The following is an 18,521-nucleotide window of genomic DNA, read 5'->3' as shown; positions in this document are numbered from 1 at the left end:
ATATATTAGAATATTTTAGAAACTTAATGAATAGCAAATTATTCCACAAACAGTCCAAGCCATTAAACCTTTATTATAAATAGAAATCTCTTCAATCTCTCCAGAAACTTTTTTTCTATCTATATTCAATTTTCCATATGGGAAACCGCCTATTATAAAGGTATCATATCCCTTCAAATACTTAGGATGTGTTAATTTCCCTGTTTTAGTCATTAAAGCTATTTTTTCAGCATTTATATCATTTAATAAATCTTCTAATGTTTTTTCTTCCATTTTTATTAGAGGATTCTTCTCTCCTTTCAAAACCTTTTCCATAACACCTAAAAACCTAAAGTAATTCCTCGGCAATCTTGTCTCTTGGTTTATTTTTAAAACTTTATCATCGTATGTGTGGATATATATATTTAGCTTTTTTTCATGGTTTATTGGACTATCTAAGATATTTAAAAGTGAGATATGGATAATATCCGGCCTTCCCCTCATTTCCTTATCTTTTAAATTTTCCATTGCCCTATAATGATAGTTAGAATCTAAGATATCATATTTATAAACTCTGGACTTTTTTATTTTATCTTTTATTTCTTCTGGAATCAATTCAAGAGCTGATTTAGCTAAAATTATGTTATACATAAAACATCTCTCCTCATTCATTTTCTTTAGTTGCATCTAATACAGTATAACTAATTTTTGCATTATCAAGCTTTTTAATAACCTTCTCTGCCATCTTTCCAGTTATTAAAGCAATGACGTTACATCCTCTATTGCATGCATTTACAATACCCTCAGGGACAGAAAACCTTATATCTGGTTTAAACCCTAATTTATTTGCTACAACGTAAGCAACAGTTCCCATTGTTGCTACAACATAGTTATCTAAACTATCAATATTCTTTTTTATTAAATCAAAATCTACAACTCTTGAACCACCAACAACTTCGGGCGGGATTCTAAACACTATCACTCTTCCTTTAGGAACATCAATAATTCCTTTAATCTCACATATTGCTATATCCTCTCCCTTCTTTCCACCATATAATGCCTTTGCCTTAGCTTCCCCTTTCGGTTCTTTTGACGCATATAACAAACCATTTTTCATAAACAAATACACTGTTTCTCCATCTTTAATATCATCATCAGCAATAGCTGGCCATATATCTTTATATCTATACACTGCTGAATTTATTTCATCTAAATACTCTCTAAACTCTGATATCCAGTTTTTTAGCTTTCTTAAACCTTTTTCAGTTACTACATATTCCCCTCTTCCCCTTGATTTAACATAGCCCTCTTTAACTAAATTCCTTATATGTTCTGAAACTGCCTGAACTGTTATTCCTAAATTCTCAGCTATCTCTTTCTGTTTTATATGGGGTTGTTTTCTTATAATTTCAGATAGAACTTGAAATTCAGTTATATTTCTTTTTTTCATTATCATCCCTCAAAAACTTTTAATTACTTAACAATAAATATTATCTTTAAAGGTATTTAAATGTTAAAGATAACTTTAATTAGGTGATATCATGGAAATATTGATAGTTAATGATGATGGGATTTACTCACCTTCATTGATAGCATTATACAACGCTTTAAAAGAGAGATTTAGTGATGCAAACATAACTATAGTTGCTCCAACAAACCAGCAGAGTGGGATTGGAAGAGCAATAAGTTTATTTGAACCACTGAGGATGACAAAGGTTAAGTTAGCAAAAGATATTGTTGGCTATGCTGTCTCTGGAACACCAACTGATTGTGTAATCTTAGGAATCTATCAAATATTAAAAAAAGTTCCAGATTTGGTTATTTCTGGAATAAACATTGGAGAAAATCTTGGAACTGAAATAATGACTTCTGGAACATTAGGGGCTGCATTTGAAGCTGCTCATCATGGGGCTAAATCTGTAGCTTCTTCATTACAAATAACTTCAGACCACTTAAAATTTAGAGAGTTGGAAATACCAATAAACTTTGAAATCCCAGCCAAAATAACTGCAAAAATTGCTGAGAAATATTTAAATTATGACATGCCATGTGATGTTTTAAATATAAACATTCCAGAAAATGCAACTTTAGAAACACCTATAGAAATAACAAGATTGGCAAGAAAGATGTACACAACACATGTTGAGGAAAGAGTAGACCCGAGAGGAAGAAGCTATTACTGGATTGATGGTTATCCAATATTTGAAGAAGAAGAAGATACAGATGTCTATGTTTTGAGGAAAAAAGGGCATATTTCAATAACTCCTTTAACCTTGGATACAACTATTAAGAATTTGGACGAGTTTAAAAATAAATATGGGAAAATCCTTTGTGAAAAATAAAATGAAGAATAAAATAACTTTATTTACATATCATCATCATTCAATATTAATTAACTTTAAATATCACAATTACAAAAAAATATAAGGTTTTGAACAGTGAAAAAGGTGATTTTATTGACCTGCACCATTATTGTTGGAGGACAATGGGGAGATGAAGGGAAAGGAAAGATAATAAGCTACATTTGTGATAAAGATAAGCCATCAATTATTGCAAGAGGAGGAGTAGGGCCAAACGCAGGGCATACTGTAAATATAGGAGGAAAATCTTATGGAATTAGAATGATACCTACAGGATTCCCATACAAAGAGGCAAAGTTAGCTATAGGGGCTGGTGTTTTGGTAGACCCAGAGGTTTTGTTGAGAGAAGTTGAGATGCTTAAAGACTTTAATGTTAGAGAGAGATTGATTGTAGATTACAGATGTGGAATTATTGAAGAAAAACACAAAATTATGGATAGAAAGGATGAGCACTTAGCTAAAGAGATTGGAACTACTGGAAGCGGCTGCGGCCCTGCAAATGTTGATAGAGTGTTGAGGATTTTAAAACAGGCAAAGGATATTGAAGAGTTAAAGGACTTTTTAGGAGATGTCTCTGAAGAAGTCAATAATGCGTTGGATAGAGACGAAAATGTTTTAATCGAAGGAACACAAGGAACTTTGCTCTCATTATACTATGGAACTTATCCTTATGTAACATCTAAAGATACAACCGCTTCATCATTTGCTGCAGATGTTGGTATCGGCCCTACAAAAGTTGATGAGGTTATAGTTGTCTTTAAAAGCTTCCCTACAAGAGTAGGAGCTGGACCTTTCCCAACTGAAATGTCATTAGAAGAGGCAGAGAGCTTAGGAATTGTTGAGTATGGGACAGTTACTGGAAGAAGGAGAAGAGTTGGCTATTTTGACTTTGAATTAGCAAGAAAAGCTTGTAAATTGAATGGAGCTACACAAATTGCTTTAACTGGATTAGATAAATACGATAAAGAATGTTATGGTGTAACTGAATATAATAAGCTGAGTGAAAAAGCTAAAGAATTTATAAACAAAGTTGAAGAAATTACAGGAGTTCCAGTGACTATAATCTCCACAGGTCCAGAAATGCACCAAACAATTGATTTAAGAAATGAAAAGTTATAAAAAACTTTTAAGCTTTATTAAAAATTTTATTATCTATTTTTTAACTTTTCTTTAATCTCTTTTGCTATGACTCTACTTAATATCGGAGGAACACTTTCTCCAATTTGATTATATTGAGCATCTCTCCCCCCAAAGAACACAAAATCATCTGGATAACTCATCAACCTTGCCTGCTCTCTTACAGTTAATAATCTATCTTCATAAGGATGGACAAATCTACTTCTTCCTTTAACAGTTGGGGCTAACTTATGAGGATGAAGTCTATACCAATTAAACATCAACTTTTTCTTTCCTCTATATCTATATAACGCCTCTTCCCACTTTAATTTTGATATCATCTCTACTTTTTCTTTAGAAAGTTTTTTAATTTCATGATTTTTTGCATCTTTTGGAATGTCTTTTAAAGCTTCTTCTACAACAACAATTTTATCAGCTTTCTTTGGTTTTAATTTTATATTTGAAATAAACATTCTCGCTCTTTTTGATGGATTCCCATAATCCTCTGCCCTTAATATATTGAAATAAACCTTATGCCCTATGTCCCCAAATAACTTTTTTAGTTCATCTTTAATTTCTTTAATTTGTGGAACATTTTCCATGATAAATATTAAATCGTCATTTTTTTGTGTAAAGTAATTAACATAGTCAATGTAGTATAAAACTAACCTACCAATTTTGTCTTTATATAACCTGTCTAATGGATTGTCTTTAATTAGTTTATTTGCTTTTGTAAATGGCTCACATGGAGGAGAGCCGATAATTACATCAACTTTCTCATTTTTTATAAATTCATCAAATGCTTTTGGTGGAATCCTCTTTATATCATCCATCCACACTGGAGCTTTGATATTGTATAAATAAGTTTTAACAACTGGCTTAAAGTTCTCTATAGCTCCTAAAATTTTAAAGTTTTCATCTAAAAAACCTTTTGAAAATCCTCCACAGCCAGAGAATAAATCAATGACATTCATATTATCACCAAAAAACTTTTAGAAAAAGTTAAACAAAATCTTACAGATTTTGTAGCTGGAAAGTAGAGCTTTCCATTTCATCAAAACTAATGAACAAACCCTAATGATTTTATTAAATACTTCATACCTATATACCCACCAAAATAAAAGAAAATAGATTATATTGCTAAAGCAAATTTATTTATTTTTAATGAATTCAATAACTTTCTTTTTAATTTCCTCCACATCTCCTTCATATTTTCCTTGAGCTAAATGCTCTCTTCCTCCTCCCTTGGCAATATATCTTATGAGTTCATTCATCTTTATATCAACGTTTTCTCCTCTCTTACATAGTATATTGCCCTTATCATTTAATAATACAACTATAGCATTTTCAACAGCTAAGTTATCGGCTATGTTCAACATCTCCTTTGGATTAGCCTCAACTTTTTCAACTAAAACTTTGTAATTTCCAATTGTCTCAAATCTATTCATTAATTCAAATTTCTTAAGTTCTCCTATCTTTTTCTCCAACTCCTCTATCTTCTTTCTCTGCTCTTTCCACTCTTCAAAGAATCTCTTTATAACTTTTGGTAGTTCTTCAGTAGGACATCTCAATATCTCTGCACTCTCCTCTAAAGTATCTTCCATTTCCTGCACTGCTTTTAAAGCACTTAAACCACTTGAGTAAATTAATCTCTCAACACCATCTTGAACTCTCTCTGTCTTAATTATCTTTATAAATCCAACTTCTCCAGTGTTTTGACAGTGTGTCCCTCCACATGCCTGGACATCAACTATATTTCCATTTTCATCCTCAATAATAAGTATTCTCAAAACATTTCCTGGAACAACTCCTCCTTGATATATTCTAAATCCAAATTTCTCTTCTGCCTCATTTCTATCCATAAATACACTTTTTACATTGTAATTATTTAAAACAATCTCATTAGCTACTCTTTCAATCTCCTTTAACTCCTCTCTGCTTATTCTCTTATAGTGAGTTATATCCAATCTTGCCTTATCCACATCAACATCTGAACCTGCCTGCCAAACGTGTTTTCCTAAAACTTTCTGGGCTGCAGCATTTATAATGTGTGTTGCTGTGTGATGCCTCATTAAACTTAACCTTCTATCCCAATCAATAACTCCTTTAACAATATCTCCTTCTTTTAGCTCATCATCTAAGTTCTCTATCTTGTGATATACAATGTCATTTTCTTTTTGCACATCAATAACCCTAAACTTCTTATCTCCTTTTATTATATATCCTGTATCTGCCTTCTGCCCTCCACCTTCTGGATAGAATGCAGTTTTATCTAAAATTACATAATCATCAACAACCTTTAAGATTTTTGCCTCAAACTCTTTCATCTTTGGATATTTATAGAATAATAGCTCCGTCTTTTTAGTATCAACCTCTGGCAACTTAACTTTTTCTTTAACCTCCTCTTTATTCTCATGTCTTTCAGCAACTATTGTATAGAAGTTATCTGGAATGCTGATATCCTTCCCTAAGGATTTAGCAACATCTTTAACTATCTCTGGTGGCAATCCATGACTGTCATACAATTCAATTAAATTATCTAAATCAATAGCTTTTTTGCTCTTTAATAATCTCTCAACGATTCCTTTACCTCTTTCAATTGTCTGTCTATATTTATTTGTCTCAATTTCTAAGATTTCCATAATATAATCTTCCATATCCAATAATTCTGGATATAAATCTCTCATCTCATTCAACTGCATTGCAACAATCTCAGTTATTGGCATTGAGAGGTTTAATCTATCCATATGCCTTAATGTCTTTCTTATTAGCATTCTAACCAAATAACCATCTTTAACGTTTGATGGAACTATTCCATCTCCTAACATGAAAGCTAAAGCTCTTGTGTGGTCTGCTATTGCATAGATGTCTTCATAAGGTGATATTAGTTTATCCAACTCATCAACTGAAATATTTACTTTATTAGCTACTTCTTCTCTAAGCTTTCTTAAATCTCCAACATCTTTAACATCCATCAAACCAGCAACCTCAGTTATCTTAGCCAATATCTCTTTATCTATATCTTTAACTCCAGCATCTTCCTTCAATTTATTAACGATATTTTTAAATATGGCATCGTATATTGTTGGTTCTCCAGTTGAAGCCCAAACAAACCTTTCAATTCCATATCCAGTATCAACTATTTTTAATGGAATCTCTTTATAATTATCTCCAACTTTCTCATACTGCATAAAGACTAAAGTAGCTAACTCAACACCATGGGTTATTACTTCATAGCAAGGCCCTGCATTACCTCCTCCTTCCCACCAACTCTCAATAAATGTAATTGATTTCTCATCTATCCCTAATTTTTTAAAGAAGTTGAAGCAGAGTTCAACTGTCTCATCTTGCCAATATTTGAAATCATCTTCTCTGTTAAAGGCATGATGCCCTCCCATTGTAAAGCATGTTAAATGCCTTCCAGTTCTTCCAACGTTATCAATGTCATTTAATCTAATACATGGCTGAGCTATAACTAATGGATTAGCTTTTGGCTTTACAATTCCCTTGGTAACCCATGGTTGAAATACTGCTATAGAAGCAATTGTTAATAAAATGTCATCTCTCCATCTTCTTGCAGTTACTGGGGCTCTTTTTATTGGTTCATGCCCATGCTCTTTAAAGAAGTTTATAAATTCATTAACCATCTCTTTATAATCATAAGGTTTTTTGGTTATTGGTTTTCCAATGAATGAGTAAATATCACAAGGTGCATCCCCACATGTTTCTCTCTCCTCATCTAAAGTCCAAAAGTATTGCCCACATTTTTCACACTTCTTTCTTACAAATCCAAGTTCATCAAATAATTTTACCTTATAATTGTGTTTCATCCCATCACCTTAATGATTTTTATAATTTAATAATTATATTAAGTAGCTAATAATTCTGAGGTTATATTTAAACCATAGGGCTACCGCCCTATTGGTATACCCGGGATGCATTGCCTCGCTACGCTCGGCAATGCCTCTTAGAATTTAAATATTCAAATGACATTTATCACGTGGAAAACTTTTTATTTTTAAAATAAAGCTTTTTAAGAGCTTATTTTTTGATTTTAAAGATTTTTAGAGAATTTCGAAGGGTAGTTTATTTTAATTATTTTAAGTATTTAAATTAATTAAATTATAGAGATTTTTAAGAGATTTTAAATAATTACTTTCAAATCAAAATTTCCCAAATAAATATTTGTATTTATAAAATTTTAAAACTTTTTAAGATAGAAAATTAGAAAATAAAATCAAATTAAAAACTTCTGGGGTTTATAAATAAAAGGGGTTATTAACCCTTCGAAAATTATGGTATGAAAAAGCTTAAATATTAGAAGAGATAACATACGAAATGAGCAAAATATTGCCCTGTTAAAATCAGACCGTTTCGGTATGGAAACACAGATTTTGCTTTAATTTCAAGACATACTAACACAGTTAAAATCAGACCGTTTCGGTATGGAAACTTTTTTTATTAAATATTTTCTTTTTATTTTTAAATTGTTAAAATCAGACCGTTTCGGTATGGAAACAATGATACTACAAAATTATGGTATGATTTATCATCAAACACTGTTAAAATTTGTTAAAATCAGACCGTTTCGGTATGGAAACCTAATTATTCTATATGCCATTTTTATCACCATTTTAGTTAAAATCAGACCGTTTCGGTATGGAAACATGGAGGACGACTACAATAGATTTACAGACGATGAGGTTAAAATCAGACCGTTTCGGTATGGAAACACCTATAAATTATACAAGTATCAATTGCTTAGGAATGTTGTTAAAATCAGACCGTTTCGGTATGGAAACATAATACACATGTAAAAATATGGGGGAGTATCCCAATAGAGGGGGCTTTGCCCCCTCTATGGATTAAAAGAGATTATGTGGGGCTGAAAGCCCCACCTTAATCTATTCCGTGTATCCGCAACCATTAGGGGCTACGCCCCTATTGAGATACCTCAGCAATTCCAAGTTACACCTCCGAGCGTAAGCGAGGAGGTGTTAGATTTTGGTGAAGCTTTTTCTAAAAGGTTCATAACAATAGGGCGGAGCCCTATGGAATTAGACTGTTTCGGTATGGAAACTTTTTAATCTCAGACTGCAGTTAAAACCAGACCACCTAGAGATAAAAATAAGGAAAAATAACATAATATTTAGGGCAATTTTTGATAATCAAATAAAACAATCTCTTTTTATGTCATAATATCTAAATAATTTAATGTATCTACTTCAAAAGGTAAAATATTCATAGTTTTTTGTAAAAAACTATAATTCCTTCATAAGTCTTTTAATTTTAAATTTAAGATAAGAAATTCCTTATTTTCTTTAAAAGACCAATTTCCTTTATCAAAATATTCGCCTCGAAAAGGTAAAGTTTTCTTAAAATCTATTATAGTTATGTTGATATAAGATACTCAAGTTTTTTATATAAAGTTTGTCCAAACTATACACAAAAAATTAGTTTTTTGCAAAAGTTATTAAAATTAAAATGGAAGATTTGAATGCCTTCCCAAAGGAAGGCGTCATATATACCTTATGTATTCCAAAATGTTCGTAAAAAACTAATGATTGGGGATAGAATGCCAAAGTTGATGTTAGCTCTCGATGTTTTAGATAGAGATGAAGCTTTAAGAATAGTAGAAGAGGTTAAAGATTATGTTGATGCTATAAAAGTTGGATATCCGTTAGTTTTATCTTCTGGATTAGAAATAGTTAAAGATATAAAAAAACTATGCAATAAAGAAGTTATCTGTGATTTTAAAGTTGCAGATATCCCAGCAACAAATGAAAAGATAGCAAAAGTAACACTAAAATATGCCGATGGAATAATAGTCCATGGTTTTGTTGGTGAGGATTCTGTTAAGGCAGTTCAAGATGTTGCTAAAAAGTTAAACAAAAAAGTAATAATGGTTACTGAAATGAGTCATCCTGGAGCTGTTCAATTTTTACAACCAATAGCAGATAAATTGGCTGAAATGGCTAAAAAGCTTAAAGTTGATGCTATTGTAGCCCCATCTACAAGACCTGAACGACTTAAAGAGATTAAAAACACTGCTAAATTACCAGTAATAACCCCAGGAGTTGGAGCTCAGGGAGGAAAGGTTGAAGATATTATAAATATTTTGGATGATAACGATTATGTTATTGTTGGAAGGGCAATATATCAATCAAAAAACCCTAAAGAAGAAGCTAAAAAATATAAAGAAATGCTAACCAAGTGATAAAATGAAGAGAAAAAAAGATATACTAATAGTTGGTTGTGGAAATCTTTTATTTGGAGATGATGGTTTTGGGTGTGAAGTTATCAGCAAATTAGAAAAAATGGACTTGCCAGATAATGTTGAGGTTATTGATGCTGGGGCGAGTGGAGCTTACTATTTAATGACTTTAGTTGATGAAGATATTAAGAAAATTATTGTTGTTGATGCCATTGATTTTGGTTTAGAACCAGGGACAATAAAAAAGATAGATGTTGATGAACTACCAAATATTAGAAAATATTCTTTTGATGCTCACAACGTTCCATTAGCCCCATTTCTCAAAGATTTACACAATAAAGGAATAGAAGTCGTGGTTATTGGATGCCAAGGGAAAGAATTTACAATGCCGGATATAAAACCAGGATTGTCTGAAGAAGTTGCTAAAGCTGTAGATAAAGCAATAGAAATGATTTTAGAGGAGATAAAATCTAAAGCATAAGCATAGAAGTGGGGCTGAACGAAGTGAAGCCCCGCTCTGGGGTATCCCAATAGGGGCTTTGCCCCTATGGATAGAAATGATTTTAGAAGAAATTAAAAGATAATCCTAAATTTTTTAGAAGAGATAAAGAAATAAGGGATTTTACATGCTTAGAGAAATTCTACAGGGAAATGCTGAAAAAGGGACAATAACTCAAATTTATGGACCTCCAGGAGTAGGAAAGACAAATATATGCATTATAAACTCTATAAACGCCATTAATTTTGGAAAAGTAATTTATATCGATACTGAAGGAGGATTATCAATAGAGAGGATTAAACAAATAGCCCCAAACTACTACCAAAAGGTTTTGGAAAATATGATAATATATGATGTTTTTGATTTCTATGAGCAAGATAAAGTTATACAAAAAGAGCTTCCATTAATTGCCAATAATGCAAGTTTAATTGTGGTTGATAACATAACATCTTTGTATAGATTAGAGTTAAGTGATGAAGCCAATAAAAACATCATGCTCAATAAAATGCTTGGTAATCAGGTAAAAACCTTATTAAAATTAGCTAAAACAAATAACTTAGCTGTTTTAATAACAAATCAAGTGAGAGAGACGGTTAATGGCTTTGAAGCTTCTGGAGGGACTTTGTTAGAATATTGGAGTAAATGTATTGTTAGATTAGAAAAACTTAATGGGGACAGATTGGCTATATTGGAAAAACATAGACATGCTGGGGAGGAAAAATTAAGGTTTAAGATAGTTGAAAGAGGTATAGAGATTCTTGATTAAACTTTTCCAAATGTGTCTCCTCTAAGCCCTCTTCTTAATGTCTCTAAGCTTATAACCTCATCAAAGGCAATGTTTGCTAAATTAACTGAACTACCAAACTTTAATATAAATTCTACCTGCTGATTTTTCTGTGGAGCTTCAAAGATAACTCTACTGATATCAACATTTTTAGCTAAGACCTTTAATTCCTTTTCCTTTATTTTTCCCTCTTTGTCAAACAGCCCAATACCTTTACCACTCTCTCTACCCTCAATAATAACGTAATCTGCCCCAGCATCTAAATCAAAGTTTATTAACTTAATTCTATCTTCTATGGTTAGTTTTTTATCTTTCTCTGGCAGTTTTTTACCAACTTCAGTTAATACAATAAATCCATTATCTTTAGCTTTCTCTATAGCTTTTTTCCTTTCCTCTAAGCTTATATCTGAAGAACCATCTGAAATTTCAATAGCTTCAAATCCAAGTTTTTCACATTCATTTAAAAATTCATCAAACTTGCCCCTAATATAAGCATATTCAAATAATGTCCCCCCTGGATAAACTTTAATATCCCAATCTTTATAGTAGTTAATTTTCTCAATAACAACATCCCTATTAATAACTGCAGAGGTTCCCCATCCAAACTTTACAAAATCTATATAATCACCACAAACTTTTAGATAATCCTCAACAAATTTTGGTGGCAAACCTTTATCTAACACAACAGTTAAACCTCTTTGGAAATCTTCATATAAGAATTCAAATGCTCTCATACTTTCACCTTATTTCTTTTAAGAAATTTTTTATATGTGATTTTCCTTATAATGCAAATATATTATAAAATTATAAAAAGTTTGATAGTAAATAGCAGGGATTAAGTATATATTCTTTATGATTTATTTCCAAATAGTAAAAGTAGGGGGATAATATGAGAGGTAGCTTAGCAATCTACAATGCCTTAAAAGAGTCAAATATAGATTTTATCTGCTCTGTTCCTTGTGCAAACTTAAAAAATTTGCTAAAATTGATTGAAAATGATGAGGACATAACTCACATACCAGCAACAAGAGAGGAAGAAGCATTTGGAATATGTGCTGGAGCATATTTAGCAGGAAAAAAAACAGCCATATTACTGCAGAACTCAGGGATTGGGAACTCAATAAATGCAATTGCTTCATTATACAAAACTTTCCAAATTCCTACATTATTAATAATCAGCCATAGGGGGGATTTGAAAGAGCAAATACCTGCCCAAATACCTATGGGAAGATGGATTGAAAAATTGTTGGATGTTTGTGAAATTCCAACATACAAACCAAAAACACCAGAAGAAGCCTATAAATTAATAAAATATGCCTCCTCCTATATGTATAAGATATCATATCCTGTAGCTTTGTTATTTGATGCACTATATTGGGAATACGATTTAGAATGAAACTTTTAGTAAAAGTTTCATCAAAACCGGATGCATTGCCTCTTAAGTGGAGCCTTGTTTAAAGTATATTTAGATTCTCGTAATGAAATAAATATAAAAGAGATGATACCATGTATCCAAAGAGAATAGATATAATTAAAAAAATTGTTGAAAATGTTGGAGAGAAGGAAATAATAGTTAGCAATATTGGAATTCCTTCTAAAGAGTTGTATTATGTAAAAGATAGAGAGAGAAACTTTTATATGCTTGGTTCAATGGGATTAGCTTCTTCAATTGGTTTAGGATTAGCTTTGAATTCTAAAGATAAGGTTATAGTTATAGATGGTGATGGTTCTATATTGATGAACCTTGGCTCACTATCAACAATTGGTTATATGAATCCAAAAAATTATATATTGGTTATAATAGATAATTCTGCTTATGGTTCTACAGGCAACCAAAAAACTCACACCAGCAAAAATACAAACTTAGAGGAGGTAGCTAAAGGTTGTGGATTAGATGTAGTAACAACAAAAAGCTTGGAGGAATTTGAAAAAGAGTTTAAAAAGGCTTTAAATGAAGAGAAATGTAAGGTTATTATTGCCAAAGCAATTCCATATAACGAAAAATGTCCTAACATAGAGATTCCACCTGTTGTTTTGAAGTATCGATTTATGGAAGCGATAAAAAGGAGCTAAATAAGAGGCATTGCCGAGCGTAGCGAGGCAATGCATCCCGGGTATCCGCAACCATAGGGGCTACTCCCCTATTGGTATACCCCAAATTTAATTTACACCTCCGAGCGTAGCGAGGAGGTGTTAGGTTTTGATGAACCTTTTACTAAAAGGTTCATACCAATAGGGCGGTAGCCCTATGGAAATATAGGTTTATGGAAGCGATTAAAAAGAATTAATTTTTAAAGTGAGATTATGATTCCAGAAGAGATTTATAAGATTTTAAGAAAGCAGAGGTATCAAATAGATAACCACACAGCAGTTAAACTATGCGGATGGGTTAGAAAAAAGATGTTAGAAGATAAGAGTTGTTATAAATCAAAATTTTATGGTATTGAAACACATAGGTGTATTCAATGCACACCATCAGTTATTTGGTGTCAGCAAAATTGTATATTCTGTTGGAGAGTATTGCCAAGTGATATAAATGTAAGTGAGATTAAAGAACCAAAATGGGATGAGCCAGAGGTAGTTTATGAAAAAATTTTAGCCATGCATAAAAGAATAATTATGGGTTATGCTGGAGTATTGGATAGAGTTGGAGAGAAAAAATTTAAAGAGGCGTTAGAGCCAAAGCATGTAGCCATATCTTTATCAGGGGAGCCTGCTCTTTATCCATACTTAGATGAGTTAATAAAGATATTCCATAAGAATGGATTTACGACATTTGTTGTTTCAAATGGAATCTTGACTGATGTTATTGAAAAAATAGAACCAACTCAGCTGTATATCTCATTAGATGCCTATGATTTAGATAGTTATAGAAGAATATGTGGGGGAAAGAAAGAGTATTGGGAAAATATCCTAAATACTTTAGATATCCTAAAAGAGAAAAAGAGAAGTTGTATAAGAACTACTTTAATTAGAGGATGTAATGACGATATTTTAAAATTTGTAAAGCTCTATGAAAGGGCCGATGTCAATTTCATTGAGTTAAAGTCCTATATGCACGTTGGTTATTCAAGAAGAAGGTTAAATAAGGAAGATATGTTACAATATGATGAAATCTTAAAATTAGCTAAAATATTGGAAGAAAACAGCTCATACAAATTAATTGATGATAGTGAAGACAGTAGAGTGGCGTTATTGCAAAATGAAAATAGAAAAATCAACCCAAAGATTTTTGAGTAAATATAAAATATTAGACAATTCTCTCTCTAAGAATAACTAAAGAGTTTTTATTTATTTTATTTTCATTAAATCTCTCAATATATTTTCCATCTAAATATTTTAATAGTTCTTTTCCAATTTCCCCAACAAATATGTATTGGCAATTAAAGTTTTTTAATATTTCAGCAAGTTTTTTTACATCAATTTCTTCGCAAACAACTCCAAAATCTCCGCCAATATAGATATCTCCACCAAACACTTCTAAAAAATCTTTTATAGCGTAGGAAATAGCTTTTACATCTAAACCAGGGTTGATATTTTTAACTAAAACCTTTCCATCTATCTCCTTAATTTCCATTCTATTTTTTATAGTAAATGTTTTTAACCTATATCTTATCTCATCCATATCAACCAAATTTTTACAAACCTCTATGGCAAATAATGAGTTTTCTACAAAATGTAATCCAAATATATTTTTATTAAATTCATAAATATCATCAATATACTTAAATTTCAGAGGATAATTTTCTAAAATTTCTACCTTATCAACATTAACAACATTTAGGCATTTATGGCTTATATTTAAGTTATATCTTTCAATATCTCTCCTATTTATAAAAGCCATCTCAGCATTTTTTAATGAGCTGAATTTTGCAGTTAATGCATCCCTCCTTCCACCAGCTATTTTATAATTTTCTAATACATTTGTTATAGCCCCATATTTGCATTTAACTAATCCCAAGGATGTTTCAAATATAAAAAAGTCATATTTATCAATATCCAAGCCATCTAAAACCTTTAAAATAGTCGGTGGAGCTATAGAACCAAAATTTGAGTTATGTAGGTATGTTGAATATTTCTCTTTTAAAATGTGATTTATTAAAGATGTTGTTGTTGTCTTTCCCTTAACTCCAGTAATATTTATTATTTTTTTATAGATATCTCCAAATTTCTCCTTTAATATTTCAGACACAGCATCTGTAAATGGGATAAAATTAACATCTATTGGGCAGTGGATTGGAGCTATAATTCTATCATATTTTTCAAAATCTGGTTGTTCAAAAAATAAATTCAATCTATTTCCAAATTTTTCTTTTAATTTTTTATATTTAATTTTAAAATCATCTGATTTTTTTATTTTTTGATAAATATCCCATACATCAACATCATAACCAAGATTTAAATACTCCTCAGCCAATTGCAAAGCCCCATGATTAACATCAACAATCAACATAAAAAACACCAAAAAAGAGGTTTTGTAGTTTTGATATACATTTTAAGTTATTATTGCCCATAAATAAAGCAATAATACACCTCATTAAACCCATAATAAACATAATTTAATAGATAATATAAAAAAGTTTCCATTGGGGACTTACAACCCCAAAATGTCCAGATTATCAATTGCAAAGTTTGGTTTCCATACCGTAACGGTCTGATTTTAACTTGTTATGTATCCATTTTCAGTCTGTATAGAGATGTTTCCATACCGTAACGGTCTGATTTTAACAAGAAGCTGGCAAGATTAAGCACGTTTATGTTATTGAGAAGGAGTTTCCATACCGTAACGGTCTGATTTTAACAGCAAGAAAGCACAAAAATATGAGCAAACTATAAAAAAGTTTCCATACCGTAACGGTCTGATTTTAACAATAGATGAAAATACTTCAATTGTTATTGATTTATGGTTTCCATACCGTAACGGTCTGATTTTAACACAACACATAGTAGATTTTCCAGAACCTTTACCTAATGTTTCCATACCGTAACGGTCTGATTTTAACTAAATAGTTCCAATCACTACTTTTTATAACATCTTGTTTCCATACCGTAACGGTCTGATTTTAACATGATGAAATTCATTTCATTATTAACACAAATGGGTTTCCATACCGTAACGGTCTGATTTTAACAGGGCAATATTTTGCTCATTTTGTATGTTATCTCTTCTAATATTTAAGCTTTTTCATACCATAATTTTCGAAGGGTAGATTATCTCATTTATTTATAAACCCCTGAAGTTTTTAATTTGATTTTATTTTCTAATTTTCTATCTTAAAAAGTTTTAAAATTTTTTAATCTTTAATATTTATTGGGGAAATTTTGATTTAAAAATAATTATTTAAAATCTTTTAAAAATCTCTATAATTTAATTAATTTAAATACTTAAAATTATCAAAATAAATTACCCTTAGAAATTCGATAAAAATTCTTAAAATTGAAAAATAAGTTTTTAAAAAGCTTTAAATTAAAAAGAAAAGAATTTCCACGTGATAAATGCCATTTGAATATTTGGATATGAAATATCAATTACCTCTAAGAGATGTAACTTAATAGATTGAAGTGTCGAAATCATAGGGTTTTGCTTTATTAGAATATCCAAGATTGAGTTTCACTTCTTTCAGCCCCACTTTCTATTTAATTTATATTACCCTTAAATAAAGCAATAATAAACCTCGTCTCTGCCTTATCCATCTCTTTTAATGAATTCCCTTCAATTATAAATGTATTGTTTATTTTCATTATTGTTGCATTATTTTGAGTTTTTATAATCTTTATAACCATTGTTTTATTATTGTTCATTAAATATTCACTCTCATTTATCTTAAGTTTATCTATTGATGTTTTTCCATTTGCAAAGATACTTTTTACGGTTACAGTTGAGTTTGTTCTTTCTAATTCAACAACTATATTGTGAGGGTAAAACTGATTAAACCACTCTAATTTTGTTATTAAATCAACTATTGATATTCCACCTTCATCTGGCTTTAAACTCATATTTCCATAGATGTAAATTAATATTTTAGAGTGATAATAATCATAAATTTCTTTATCTGTTGTATTTATTAACTTTACTTCTTTTGCTTCACCAATAGTTGTCCTCAACGGAACTTTTACTGGAGTTCCATTAAATTCAATCACTATTTCTTTTTTTAAATCATCTATATTTTTAGAGGTAATGCACATAGACATTGAAGTTATTAACGTAATTATTCCAAGAATTAATAGCAGTTTTTTCATTTTCTCCCTCCTTTAAGATAGTCGTATGCATAATAAAGCAAGATAAACAAAAGTACTAAATACCAATATTCTTTAACCCATATTGACAGATATCCAATATATGGAATTACTAAAGGATGTCCATTTATAACTATAACTTTTTGCTTTATCTGATTAACTGAAACGAGCTCTGGGTCATGAATTGGATTATTATCTCCTTTTATTATAAAGTAAGTTTTATTGTTAAACTCAACCTTATCAATAACTCTATGGATTACTGGTTTTATTGGACTTTTTGGAATATCAACCTCTAGTATTTTATAATTACCTTTATTTGTCTTTATCTCTCCCAAAACTTTTATTGATACATCTTTAATATCTCCTTCCCTGAATATGCATAAAGTTTTGTTTGGGTTTAGGTTGAGTTTATAATCCACTTCATAGAGCAAATATTGATAATAAGGCCAGTGAGCTTTATAAACAACAATATCTCCAACATCAACATCGTTTGGATTAAATTCAAAGCCAGCATTTTCTACTATAACTAAATCCCCTCTCTTCATTATAGGATACATACTGTCAGATACTACAACATTTACATGGCTCCAAATTAAAAATAAAACAACCAAGAATATTATCCATTCAACAACATCTTTTTTGCTAATTTTTAGGTTGATGATTCCACCTCTCTAATATAGATGAGCATTTTTCATCATCCTTGGAATTAGAGCCATTATTACACTATCTCTACATAAATCTTTTCTTGTTATATTATTATCAGTTAGATAACCAATTAAACCAATATTTTTTCCAATATCTTTAATACCTGAAATTTTTTCAGCTATTTTTCCTCCTTCAATCCCTTCTAAAACTTTTTCAGCTACAATCTTTGGATATTCAAAGCCCTGAGATAAACCAACCGTCTCTCTAATTCCATCAAAAACTACACATACATGGATATCTATATAATGTTCCCCCACTTTTATTAAACCTGCCTCTATTCCCACAGCATAAGTGCATTGAACCTTTTCAAACGCATTTTTTGCTCTATTTAACGCCCCCAAATAAGTTTCTTCTAATCCAATAGGATGGGATGAAACTCCACTAATAACATCAACTCCAACTACTTCAACAGCTCCTAAAACCTTCTCAAATCCTTCTTTAACCGCCTCTATCTTTACTGGATTTGTAGAGCCAATAGCAACAACTCTCAACTTATGCCTTGCCATGCTCAGCTTTTTAGCTTCTTCAATACATTTTTCATTTTTGCATAAAAATTTCCCAAATAAAAAAATCTCTGCTTTTTCACCACAAATTTCGCATTTCTTATTTTTAAAGTCCATAGCTATC

The 18,521-nt window shown here is 30.7% G+C and carries 17 protein-coding genes and 2 CRISPR repeat arrays; of the genes, 8 read left to right on the top strand and 9 right to left on the bottom strand.

The features are described from left to right. Window positions 1-15: 15 nt before the first annotated feature. Together JH146_RS00895 and JH146_RS00890 are read right to left on the bottom strand one after the other, a co-directional pair. Window positions 16-630, bottom strand: coding sequence for a 16S rRNA (pseudouridine(914)-N(1))-methyltransferase Nep1 (locus JH146_RS00895; protein WP_048201238.1), 615 nt, complete (start codon window positions 628-630; stop codon window positions 16-18). Window positions 631-643: 13 nt separating this feature from the next. Beyond that, on the bottom strand, window positions 644-1,429 hold the full coding sequence (locus tag JH146_RS00890; RefSeq protein ID WP_048201237.1) for a DUF7839 domain-containing protein: 786 nt from the start codon (window positions 1,427-1,429) through the stop codon (window positions 644-646). A 91-nt stretch (window positions 1,430-1,520) separates the two neighbouring features. Between JH146_RS00890 and surE the strand changes: the two genes are divergently transcribed. After that, window positions 1,521-2,321, top strand: a complete 801-nt coding sequence (gene surE / locus JH146_RS00885; protein ID WP_048201236.1) for a 5'/3'-nucleotidase SurE — start codon at window positions 1,521-1,523, stop codon at window positions 2,319-2,321. 114 nt (window positions 2,322-2,435) lie between these two features. Next, the gene (locus tag JH146_RS00880) at window positions 2,436-3,458 is read left to right on the top strand and encodes an adenylosuccinate synthetase (RefSeq protein ID WP_048201235.1); all 1,023 of its coding nucleotides are present in this window, start codon (window positions 2,436-2,438) and stop codon (window positions 3,456-3,458) included. 29 nt (window positions 3,459-3,487) lie between these two features. Here JH146_RS00880 and JH146_RS00875 read toward each other — a convergent pair whose 3' ends face one another. Together JH146_RS00875 and alaS are read right to left on the bottom strand one after the other, a co-directional pair. After that, window positions 3,488-4,429 carry a DNA cytosine methyltransferase gene (locus JH146_RS00875; protein ID WP_048201234.1) on the bottom strand — a complete coding sequence of 314 codons (942 nt, stop codon included), beginning with the start codon at window positions 4,427-4,429 and terminating at the stop codon, window positions 3,488-3,490. Window positions 4,430-4,606: 177 nt separating this feature from the next. Next, window positions 4,607-7,285, bottom strand: coding sequence for an alanine--tRNA ligase (gene alaS, locus JH146_RS00870; RefSeq protein ID WP_048201233.1), 2,679 nt, complete (start codon window positions 7,283-7,285; stop codon window positions 4,607-4,609). Between the two features lie 527 nt (window positions 7,286-7,812). Next, a CRISPR array of direct repeats spans window positions 7,813-8,257; the repeat unit is 30 nt; unit sequence GTTAAAATCAGACCGTTTCGGTATGGAAAC. 773 nt (window positions 8,258-9,030) lie between these two features. Here alaS and pyrF point away from each other — a divergent pair. From pyrF to radB, 3 genes are all read left to right on the top strand, one after another. Further along, window positions 9,031-9,672: an orotidine-5'-phosphate decarboxylase gene (pyrF, locus tag JH146_RS00865; protein WP_048201232.1), complete on the top strand. Its 642-nt coding sequence runs from the start codon at window positions 9,031-9,033 to the stop codon at window positions 9,670-9,672. 4 nt (window positions 9,673-9,676) lie between these two features. Then, complete coding sequence (frhD, locus tag JH146_RS00860; RefSeq protein ID WP_048201231.1) at window positions 9,677-10,150, top strand: coenzyme F420-reducing hydrogenase, FrhD protein; 474 nt, start codon at window positions 9,677-9,679, stop codon at window positions 10,148-10,150. Between the two features lie 145 nt (window positions 10,151-10,295). Continuing rightward, window positions 10,296-10,934 carry a DNA repair and recombination protein RadB gene (radB, locus tag JH146_RS00855; protein WP_048201230.1) on the top strand — a complete coding sequence of 213 codons (639 nt, stop codon included), beginning with the start codon at window positions 10,296-10,298 and terminating at the stop codon, window positions 10,932-10,934. On the opposite strand, the gene comA is transcribed toward radB, so the two are convergent. Next, window positions 10,931-11,686, bottom strand: a complete 756-nt coding sequence (gene comA / locus JH146_RS00850; RefSeq protein ID WP_048201229.1) for a phosphosulfolactate synthase — start codon at window positions 11,684-11,686, stop codon at window positions 10,931-10,933. The genes radB and comA overlap by 4 nt on opposite strands. A gap of 155 nt (window positions 11,687-11,841) precedes the next feature. Here comA and comD point away from each other — a divergent pair, with 155 nt between their 5' ends. The 3 genes from comD (at window position 11,842) to twy1 (ending at window position 14,192) form a co-directional block, all read left to right on the top strand. Continuing rightward, window positions 11,842-12,348, top strand: a complete 507-nt coding sequence (gene comD / locus JH146_RS00845) for a sulfopyruvate decarboxylase subunit alpha (RefSeq protein ID WP_048201228.1) — start codon at window positions 11,842-11,844, stop codon at window positions 12,346-12,348. Between the two features lie 110 nt (window positions 12,349-12,458). Beyond that, window positions 12,459-13,025: a sulfopyruvate decarboxylase subunit beta gene (gene comE, locus JH146_RS00840; protein WP_048201227.1), complete on the top strand. Its 567-nt coding sequence runs from the start codon at window positions 12,459-12,461 to the stop codon at window positions 13,023-13,025. A 231-nt stretch (window positions 13,026-13,256) separates the two neighbouring features. Next, window positions 13,257-14,192 carry a 4-demethylwyosine synthase TYW1 gene (gene twy1 / locus JH146_RS00835; protein ID WP_048201226.1) on the top strand — a complete coding sequence of 312 codons (936 nt, stop codon included), beginning with the start codon at window positions 13,257-13,259 and terminating at the stop codon, window positions 14,190-14,192. Between the two features lie 10 nt (window positions 14,193-14,202). Here twy1 and cfbE read toward each other — a convergent pair whose 3' ends face one another. From cfbE to yjjX, 4 genes are all read right to left on the bottom strand, one after another. Continuing rightward, window positions 14,203-15,405 carry a coenzyme F430 synthase gene (cfbE, locus tag JH146_RS00830; protein WP_048201225.1) on the bottom strand — a complete coding sequence of 401 codons (1,203 nt, stop codon included), beginning with the start codon at window positions 15,403-15,405 and terminating at the stop codon, window positions 14,203-14,205. Between the two features lie 182 nt (window positions 15,406-15,587). Beyond that, window positions 15,588-16,084: direct repeats of the CRISPR family, unit length 30 nt; unit sequence GTTTCCATACCGTAACGGTCTGATTTTAAC. Window positions 16,085-16,589: 505 nt separating this feature from the next. Next, complete coding sequence (locus JH146_RS00825) at window positions 16,590-17,192, bottom strand: hypothetical protein (protein ID WP_048201224.1); 603 nt, start codon at window positions 17,190-17,192, stop codon at window positions 16,590-16,592. Then, window positions 17,189-17,800 (bottom strand): S24/S26 family peptidase, encoded by a 612-nt coding sequence (locus JH146_RS00820; protein ID WP_173400791.1) that lies wholly within the window; start codon window positions 17,798-17,800, stop codon window positions 17,189-17,191. The genes JH146_RS00825 and JH146_RS00820 overlap by 4 nt, the downstream gene beginning before the upstream one ends. Before the next feature lie 60 nt (window positions 17,801-17,860). Continuing rightward, window positions 17,861-18,514 carry an inosine/xanthosine triphosphatase gene (gene yjjX / locus JH146_RS00815; protein WP_048201222.1) on the bottom strand — a complete coding sequence of 218 codons (654 nt, stop codon included), beginning with the start codon at window positions 18,512-18,514 and terminating at the stop codon, window positions 17,861-17,863. Window positions 18,515-18,521 lie beyond the last annotated feature (7 nt).

Origin of the sequence: Methanocaldococcus bathoardescens (genome assembly GCF_000739065.1) — an archaeon.
In the GTDB taxonomy this organism is placed as follows: Archaea; AGJL01; Methanococci; order Methanococcales; family Methanocaldococcaceae; genus Methanocaldococcus; species Methanocaldococcus bathoardescens.
This window is presented reverse-complemented; position numbering and strand designations above follow the sequence as displayed.